Source organism: Rhizomicrobium sp., assembly GCF_056722145.1.
In genome coordinates this window covers 1-8,890 of the sequence record NZ_JBWZET010000235.1, presented here as the reverse complement: position 1 = coordinate 8,890, position 8,890 = coordinate 1, and the positions used below count along the sequence as shown (strand labels likewise).

Annotated in this window: 8 protein-coding genes; 6 read left to right on the top strand and 2 right to left on the bottom strand. The window is 63.9% G+C overall.

Features of this window, described 5'->3' with window-relative positions; genetic code table 11:
• Positions 1-142 precede the first annotated feature (142 nt).
• From AC1P6P_RS12735 to AC1P6P_RS12720, 4 genes are all read left to right on the top strand, one after another.
• Positions 143-2,005 (top strand): acetyl/propionyl/methylcrotonyl-CoA carboxylase subunit alpha, encoded by a 1,863-nt coding sequence (locus AC1P6P_RS12735; RefSeq protein ID WP_481402818.1) that lies wholly within the window; start codon positions 143-145, stop codon positions 2,003-2,005.
• Entirely contained in the window at positions 2,005-2,457 is a 453-nt protein-coding gene (locus AC1P6P_RS12730; RefSeq protein ID WP_481402817.1) for a MaoC family dehydratase, read from the top strand. Before AC1P6P_RS12735 ends, AC1P6P_RS12730 begins: the two co-directional genes overlap by 1 nt.
• Positions 2,454-3,317, top strand: a complete 864-nt coding sequence (locus tag AC1P6P_RS12725) for an HpcH/HpaI aldolase/citrate lyase family protein (protein WP_481402816.1) — start codon at positions 2,454-2,456, stop codon at positions 3,315-3,317. Before AC1P6P_RS12730 ends, AC1P6P_RS12725 begins: the two co-directional genes overlap by 4 nt.
• Positions 3,318-3,402: 85 nt before the next feature.
• Positions 3,403-5,949, top strand: coding sequence for a TonB-dependent receptor (locus tag AC1P6P_RS12720; protein WP_481402815.1), 2,547 nt, complete (start codon positions 3,403-3,405; stop codon positions 5,947-5,949).
• Here AC1P6P_RS12720 and treF read toward each other — a convergent pair whose 3' ends face one another.
• Entirely contained in the window at positions 5,950-7,518 is a 1,569-nt protein-coding gene (gene treF, locus AC1P6P_RS12715; RefSeq protein ID WP_481402814.1) for an alpha,alpha-trehalase TreF, read from the bottom strand.
• Positions 7,519-7,707: 189 nt separating this feature from the next.
• A complete protein-coding gene (locus AC1P6P_RS12710) occupies positions 7,708-7,920 on the bottom strand; it encodes a YgaP family membrane protein (RefSeq protein ID WP_481402813.1) in 213 nt (70 codons plus the stop codon).
• A gap of 68 nt (positions 7,921-7,988) precedes the next feature.
• Between AC1P6P_RS12710 and AC1P6P_RS12705 the strand changes: the two genes are divergently transcribed.
• Positions 7,989-8,333: a rhodanese-like domain-containing protein gene (locus tag AC1P6P_RS12705; RefSeq protein ID WP_481402812.1), complete on the top strand. Its 345-nt coding sequence runs from the start codon at positions 7,989-7,991 to the stop codon at positions 8,331-8,333.
• 4 nt (positions 8,334-8,337) lie between these two features.
• Positions 8,338-8,890: efflux RND transporter periplasmic adaptor subunit (locus tag AC1P6P_RS12700; protein ID WP_481402811.1), on the top strand; the 553-nt coding region annotated here is incomplete at its 3' end.

The window sequence follows — 8,890 nt, the reverse complement described above, 5'->3', positions numbered from 1 at the left end:
CTATTACGCCACGGCGCGGTTGTGGGATGACGGCGTGATCGATCCGGCTGAGACGCGCAACGTACTTGGGCTTGCGTTGTCGGCCACGCTGAACGCGCCGATTGCGGAGCGGGCACGCTTCGGCGTGTTCCGGATGTAGCCGATGTTTGCATCCGTCCTCATTGCCAATCGTGGCGAAATTGCACGGCGGATTCAGCGCACGGCACGACGCCTCGGCGTGCGCACCATCGCGGTTTATTCCCAAGCCGACGCCACCATGCCGTTCGTGCGCGAAGCAGACGAAGCGGTCTGCATCGGCCCAGCGCCGGCGCGCGAAAGTTATCTGGATGCGGAACGGGTGCTGGACGCGGCGCGCCGCACGGGAGCGGAGGCGATCCATCCCGGGTACGGCTTCCTGTCGGAAAATGCCGATTTCGCCGATGCCGTTTTAAACGCCGGTCTCGTGTGGATCGGTGCGCCGCCATCGGCTATTCGCGCCATGGGGCTGAAAGATGCGGCCAAGAAGCGGATGATTGCGGCGGGCGTGCCGGTGACCCCGGGCTATCTCGGCGACGACCAGAACGCAGATCGGCTGGAAGCGGAAGCGGCGGTGATCGGCTATCCCGTGCTGATCAAGGCGGTGGCGGGCGGCGGCGGCAAGGGCATGCGCACCGTCGAGTGCGCCGCGGCGTTTCAGGCGGCATTGCAATCGTGCCGGCGCGAGGCCCAGGCGGCGTTCGGCGACGATCGCGTGTTGCTTGAGAAATACATCGCGGCGCCGCGGCACGTGGAAGTGCAGGTGTTCGGCGATGCGCATGGTCGCGTCGTTCATCTGTTCGAGCGCGATTGTTCGCTGCAGCGCCGCCACCAGAAGGTGATCGAGGAAGCGCCGGCACCGGGCATGGATGCGGCAACCCGCGCCGCGCTCGGCGCCATGGCCATCAAGGCGGCGCAGGCGGTGCACTATGTCGGTGCCGGAACCATTGAATTCGTCGCCGATACGCGCGCAGGGCTTAGCGCCGACCGCATCTGGTTCATGGAGATGAACACGCGCCTGCAGGTGGAGCACCCGGTCACCGAAGCGATCACGGGCCTGGATCTGGTGGAATGGCAGATGCGCGTGGCGGCGGGCGAACCGCTACCCCTGGAGCAGAGCGACATAAGCATGACCGGTTGGGCGATGGAGGCGCGGCTTTACGCGGAAAATCCCGCCAGCGGTTTTCTGCCGTCCATTGGCCGCCTTGCGCATCTGGTGCTGCCCGCGAACGTGCGCGTCGACAGTGGCGTCGAGGAGGGCGACGCGATCTCGCCGCACTATGATCCCTTGATCGCGAAAATTATTGTCCACGCGCCGAACCGTGGTGCTGCGGCGCGTCGTTTGGCCGAGGCATGTGCAGCGGTGGACGTGTGGCCGGTGAAAACCAATGCGGGCTTCCTGGCGCGCGTGGCGGGAGATGCGGATTTCATCGCGGCGAAGATCGACACCGGTTTTATCGCGCGGCACGAGGACCTCGTTGGCCCTGCGACACCGTCGGAGGCGGTATTGCAGCTCGCGGCGCGGGCGCTGCTGCCGGTGGAACGGAACGATCCCTGGTGCGCGCTGACGGGCTTTCGCAGTGCCGCGCCGGCGGAAAAACGGGTTGCAGTCGCGGTCGAGGGCAATTCGTATTGCGTGACTTTGGACAAAGCGCCCGCGACCGGCCGCGTCGCCACCGTCGATGGCGAGCGGATTGTGTTCGTTGACGGCGAAGCCTGGCGCTGCGACACGCCGCGCGCCGGAACCGCGGGCCATCATCATCTCAGCGATGGCGTGATTGCCGCGCCGATGCCGGGGCGGGTGTTGTCGGTGGCGGTAAAGCCCGGCGATCGCGTCGCGCGCGGGCAGGAATTGCTGGTGCTCGAAGCGATGAAGATGGAGCACAGCCTGGTGGCGCCGTTCGCAGGCGTTGTGGATGCGCTGAGCGCCGCCCAAGGGGCTACGGTCAGCGAGGGAATGGAACTGGCGCGCATCAAGGGAGAAAGCTGATGGCTGGGCGCTATTTCGACGACTGGAACGTTGGCGATCGGATCGCTCATGAAATCCGCCGCACTGTTACGGAGACCGACAATCTTCTGTTTTCGGCGATGACCCACAATCCGCAGCCGATGCACATTGACGCCGAATTCGCTGCCAAAAGCGAGTTCGGGCGCATCCTGGTGAACGGCACCTTTACCTTCGCGCTGCTGGTTGGGATCAGCGTCGGCGACACCACCATGGGCACGCTGATCGCCAATCTCGGCTACGACAAAGTGGTGATGCCGAAGCCGGTGTTCATCGGCGACACGCTACATGCGCGCACCGAAGTGATAGCGCTGAAACAATCGCGGTCGCGCCCAGATGCCGGCATCGTTACCTTCCGCCACGAGATGTGGAACCAGCGCGACGAGATGGTCTGCCAGATGTTGCGGGCCGTGCTGATGCAGCGGAGGCCGGCATGAGGCTGCGCTCGCTGCTGTTCGTTCCCGGAGACCGGCCGGAGTGGTTCGAAAAGGCCTGCGCCAGCGGCGCGGATGCGATCATCCTCGATCTCGAAGATGGCGTCGTGCCGGCGGCGAAGGATCGCGCGCGACGCGATGTGGTGCAAATGCTGAACAGCCCGCGCCACGCGCGGCTGTTCGTGCGCATCAATGCGCTGGCTACTGAACTCGCCGAAGAGGATGTCGCCGCGGTGGTGCCAGGGCGGCCGGATGGCATCATGCTGCCGAAGGCTGAAGGCGCGCGCAGCATCAAGGCGCTGGCGCTGATGCTGGATCAGGCGGAACGCCGGGCTGGCATGCCGGTGGGCGAAATCGTGATCCTGCCCATCGTTACCGAAACGCCGGCGGCGCTGTTCCGGTTGAACGAATACGGCGGCCCGCGTCTTGCCGCGCTCACCTGGGGGGCGGAGGATTTGCCCGCCGCGATCGGCGCGGTGTCGTCGCGCGAGGACGACGGCCGCTACACGCCGCCGTTCGAAATGGTTCGCGCGCTGGCGTTGTTCGCGGCGGCGGCCGCGGGCGTCGTGGCGCTCGAGACGGTTTATCCGCGATATGCCGATCTCGATGGGTTGTCCGCTTATGCGGCGCGCGGCGCTCGCGATGGATTTTCCGGCATGCTGGCAATCCACCCGAGCCAAGTCGCGCCGATCAATGCCGCCTTCACGCCGACGCCGGAGCAGATCGCGCGCGCCAAAGCGGTCGTCGAAGCGTTCGCCGCCGATCCCGGAGCCGGCGTGGTCGCACTCGATGGCGCCATGCTCGATGCGCCGCATCTGGCCCAAGCGCGTCGCGTGCTCGCGCGCCGCGACGACGCGACATGAATACCACAGCGCATGCAATTCGCGCAGGGCGCTGAAACTCGTTCGTTCGCTCGCTCGTTGCTGGCCCGTGTGCTGGGAGAAAACCATGCTGGGTCTGCAACATTTCCTGCGCGCCGAGACCAGCCGCTACATTCTGGCGGCGGCTCTGCAAGGTGCTTTCGTCGCAACGATGCCGGCATTCGCGAGCACGAACGTCGATCAACCGCCCGCTCCGCGGAAAGGCCAACAGGTGGCGCAGAATGCCGGCACCGAGGTCGAGCAGAACGCGACCAGTGCGCAGCCGACGCCACAGCAGGAAACCGAAACCGTGGTCGTGACCGGTTCGGCCAATCCACTCGGCGAGCGCAAGCTGACTGCGAGTTTCTCGATCACCACCGCCGATGAAAACCAGATTCGCGAAGCGGCGCCGTCCAATACCGCCGATCTCTTGAAGATTGTGCCCGGCGTGTTCGCGGAAACCACCGGCGGCACTTCGGGCGCGAATATCGAGGTTCGCGGTTTTCCGACCGGCGGCGATGCGCCGTTTTCCACCATCGAACTCGATGGATCGCCGGTCTATGCCTCGCCGACGCTGTCGTTCCTCGACAATTCCTCGCTGTTCCGCATCGATGATACGGTGGCGCGCGTGGAAGTGCTGCGCGGCGGCTCGAGTCCGATCTGGTCGAGTGGCCAACCTGGCGTGACGGTCAACTTCATCCAGAAAAACGGCCTCTCCAATCCCGGCGGCAGCTTGCGCCTCACCGGCGGCAGCGGCGATGAGCGGCGTGTCGACGCGTACTATGGCGGCAAAATCGCCGATGGCTGGTACGGTTCGGTCGGCGGCTTCTATCGCACCGCCAACGGCGTTCGTGATACGCAATACCCAGCCGACGACGGTTATCAAGTCGAAGGCACGCTGGTGCACGAACTCGACGGCGGCAAGATCACCTTCTATGGCCGCATTACGCGCGACAAGAACGCGTTCTTCACACCGATCCCGCTGGTGTCCTCCGACAACGGTCATACGCTGTCGCGCTTCCCCGGCTTCGATCCGCGCACGGCGACGCTGCTCGGCAATCCCAATCGCTACGTGACGTTCGAGACCACGCCGGGCGTGACGCCGGGCACCATGTCGATGGACATGTCGGAGGGGCGCGGCATCGATGTTCACATGTTCGGAATGGATTTCGAAAAGACGTTCGGGCCCTGGCAGATCAGCAATCGCGCCCATTTCACCGATGGCGACGTGCAGTGCAACTGCCTGTTCACCGGTAACAATCCCGAGACGCTCGGCGATTACATCACGGGTGCCATCACGCGCGCCAACGGCAATGCCGCGGTGGTGACGGCGGCGGGCGGGCCGGCGACAGCGGGCACCGCGACATTCGCCAACAACGGCACGGCGATCACCGATATGTCGACGCAGGTGATCGATCCCGGCATGTGGTTCGTCGACAAGAAAATCCGGTCCTTCACCGACGATGCCCGCGTCAGCCGGGAATTGTTCCCGGGCCACACCGTCACGCTGGGGCTCTATTTCGCCGATTATTCGTCGAAGGATGCCTGGCAGCTCGGCAACGGTATGTTGATGACGGTCGAAAACAACGCCCGTCCGGTCGATGTCGCCCTCAACAATGGCGTCGCGGTGACCCAGCATGGCATCGATTCGCCGTCGTTCTATGCGCTGCGCGCCAGCTACGACGGGCGCAATATTGCCGGTATTATTGCCGACAGTTGGCAGGTGACCGAGGCCTTGAAGATCGATGCCGGGTTCCGGGTCGAAAACCAGACCGTGGACGCCACCATCGAGAACACGTCGTCCACCGATCTCGACGGCAATCCGCTGACGCTCTACGACGCCGGCGCCTCCTATCCCAACGGGACCTATGTGCCGATCCACGACACCTCGGTTGCGACATCTTGGACGGCGGGCGTGGATTATTCCTTCACCGAAACGCTCAACGCGTTCGTGCGCGTCAACCAGGGCTATCTGTTCCCGCAGTTCGACGACTTCCGCAGCAACGTTTTCACTACCCAGCACATCAACCAGTACGAAATCGGACTGAAAACGGTGACCGATTTGTACAGCGTCTATCTCACCGGCTTCTACAACAAATTCTGGGGCCAGCCGCAACAGCAGATTCTGTCGGATGGCAGCCAAGTCAATTACATCCTGTCTTCGCGGGCCCTCGGCGTCGAGTTTGAAGGCGAATTGCGCCCGATCGAGCATGTCCAGATCAACCTCACCGGCGACTACAACAACGCGCAATACGTCAACAATCCGCTGTACGACGGCAACACCGTGCTGCGCCAGCCGGAATGGCAACTGCGGCTGACGCCGAGCTACACCTTGCCGGTAATGGAGGACGGTTTCGTGCGCGCCTATGCCACCTACAGCTTCGTCGGCGAACGCTTTGCCGACGTGCAGAACCAGCAATACATGCCGGCCTACAACACCCTCGACATCGGCATGTCGTTCGCGCCCAACGGAACATACGAGATCGATTTCACCGGCACCAATGTCACCAACGAGCTTGGGATCACCGAGGGCAACACGCGTGTGCTCGGGAGTGGCGTCAACGGCCAGGGCGTGTTCCTGGGGCGGCCGCTGTTCGGCGCGACGTATGAGGTCTCCGGCGTGGTGCGATTCTGACTATTTCGGGCACTGGTCGACGGATGTGAGCCCGGTGTAGGCGGGATAAAGCGCCAGCAGCTTGCGGGTGACGCCGTTGGTCCAGCCGAAGCCGTCTTGCAGCTTGTATTCGCCGCCGCCGCCGGGGCGGTTCAGCGTCACCACGTCGTATTTCTCGACCAGCTTGCCCGTGCCGCGATAAACGGCGTTGACGTTGACCATCCAGCGGCACGCAATCGTCGCCGCCAAGCTGTCGTGGTAGCGCCGCAGTCCGCCAATCGCCATCCATTGCAATGGCGCCCAGCCGTTCGGCGCATCCCATTGCTGGGCGGTGGTGACGGGTGTCGCGACCAGCCCGCCGGGTTTCAGCAGCGATGCGGCGGCGGCGCGGGCGACGGATGTGGCTTGGGCCGGTTTAGCGATGCCGAAAAACAGCGGATAGAACGTCGCTGCGGAAAGAACGCCGGTGCTGCGATGCTCCGTCCAGCGATAATCGGCATACGTGCCATGATCCCAAAGCAGGCGGTTGATAGCGTTGGCGCGCCGCTTTTCGCGAGCGGCAAAGTCGCGGGCGCAAGCGGTTTGCTTCTGCCGCGTGCAGCCCTGGCGGATGGCGTCCTCGAGCCCGTACATCAGGCTGTTGAGATCGACCGGCACGATTTCCGTGGTGACGATGGTGTTGAGGGAGCGGCCGTCCGCCAGCCAGCGCGAGGAGAAATCCCAGCCGCTTTCGGCCGCGGCGCGGATGTTGCGATAGGTCTCGGGACGCGGCCGCGCAGTCGATTGCGCCAGCTCTTCGTCTTCGCGGAAGGATTCATCGCGCGGCAAATCGCTGTCGTCCCAATAGCGATTGAGTACGGTATCGCCGATAGCGACTACGCGCGCGCGCACCTCACCCGGCTTGAGTTGGTCGGCACCGCGCATCCAATAGCGGTATTCCGCCCTCAGTTGCGGCAGGTATTGCGCATAGGCCTTGGCCGGATCGTTCGGCTCGGTTAGCGCCACCATGGCGAAGAAGAACGGCGGCTGCGAGCGGCTGAGATAATAGGTGCGGCTGCCGTTCGGGATGTGGCCATAGGCATCGATCAGATAGGCGAAGTTTTGCACCATGTCGCGCACCAGATCGCTACGGCCGCTCTCGGCGAGCCCCAGCATGGTGAAATAGGAATCCCAATAGTAGAGTTCGCGAAACCGCCCGCCGGGAACTACCGCCGGATAGGGCAGCGCGAGCAGTGAAGAATAGGGCGGCGAGACACGAAAATCGCGCGCCAGATGCGGCCACAGCGCATCAATATGCTCGGCGATCGGGCGGATGTCGGCGACTACCGCAGGAACCGTCGCCTGTTCCGGCAGCGTGAAATGGGCGGCGACAAAGGCTTTCAACGCCGCGGCGTCGTGCGGCTTTTCGGCTTCGTACGCCGCGAGGATATCGGCCGGCGGTGATTTCGGCACGGCGTCGGCGAATTCCTTGCTGTCGTCGAACACGCGGGCCTCTTCCACCGCACGGTAGAGCGGACCGAAAAGCTGCTGCGGCGTGTCGGCCCGGGCGGCGTTGATGATAAGAAGCGCCGCGCACACTGACACCTTCATGGCCCGAGCCTTTCGCCGTTTGCGCGATCATTGGGGCGACGGCGGCAAAGCGCAAGCAGGCGAATTTTTGCCGCCTCCACGGAACCAACGGACGGCTGACGGGTTGTTATCGCGTAGGTCAGACATCGAAGGATGAACGGTCTACGAAAAGCGGCAGGGTAGTGACTTCGGTCATCGCCCTGCCGTTTGCTATTCCGGCGGACCAAACGCCGGGCCGGGCGGCAGGCCCAATTTCCGGAACACGATCGCCGCCGGGCAGAATCCGGTGACTCCCGCCTGCAGCATGTTGAGCCCGGCGAATGCGGCGAGCGCGTACCACCACGGATTTACAAACGTCCCGAGGGCCACGCCCGTGAGGACGATCACCCCGGCAAACATCAAAACGGCCTTGTCGACGTTCATGCGAGCCTCGGCGTTGGATTGGCGCTTGACAATATATTAGTAGACACTAATATAAGCAATATCGAATATTGAAGTCGGACCCGACTGGGAGGGCTGTCGCCGTGGTTGTGAATCTCGAACCGGCTGAAGTTGCGACGCTTTTGGCGAGCGGATCGATTTGCCTTATCGACGTACGCGAAGCCGATGAGTACGCTGCCGGCCACATCAAGGGCGCCATTCTCTATCCGCTGTCCCGGTTTGATCCGCAGGCGCTGCCCGATGCCGGTGGCCGTCGGATCGTTTTTCATTGCGGCATCGGCGGTCGTTCGGCCAAAGCTGTTGCGGCGTGCCAGCGTGCGGGGCTCGCTATCGACAGTCATATGAAGGGCGGCATCAAGGCATGGATTGGCGCCGACTTGCCGGTCGCGCGGTGATGCCATGCTGATCCTCGCCGGTTTCTTGTCGATTTTCGGTTTTGGCAAACCCGAAACGCCGCCGCCGCCGCCGCCAAAGACCTATCTGGTGCAGCGCCAGATGGTTGCAGACGAAAAGGCCGTGTTCGCGACCGTGCAGTCGGCCAACGTCGTGCCGGCCCGCGCCCGCATCGGCGGTACCATCATCGAACTCAAGGTGCGCCAGGGCGATTCCGTCGAGCAGGGCCAGGTGATCGCGCTCGTCAGCGACAAGAAGCTCGGGCTGCAGGCGTCGTCCTATGGCGCGCAAGTGGCGGCGGCTCAGGCCCAGCTCGCCCAGGCCAAGACTGATTTCGATCGTGCTCAGCGGTTGATGGCGGCCAACGCGATTTCCAAAAGCGCGCTCGATCAAGCCCGTACCGCACTCAACGTGGCGCAATCCAATGTCAACGCGTTCTCGGCCCAGCGCGCGGTGGTCAATCAGCAATCGAGCGAGGGCGCGGTGCTGGCGCCGCAGTCCGGTCGCGTCATCACGGTGCCGGTGACGGCGGGGACGGTGCTGATGCCGGGCGATACGG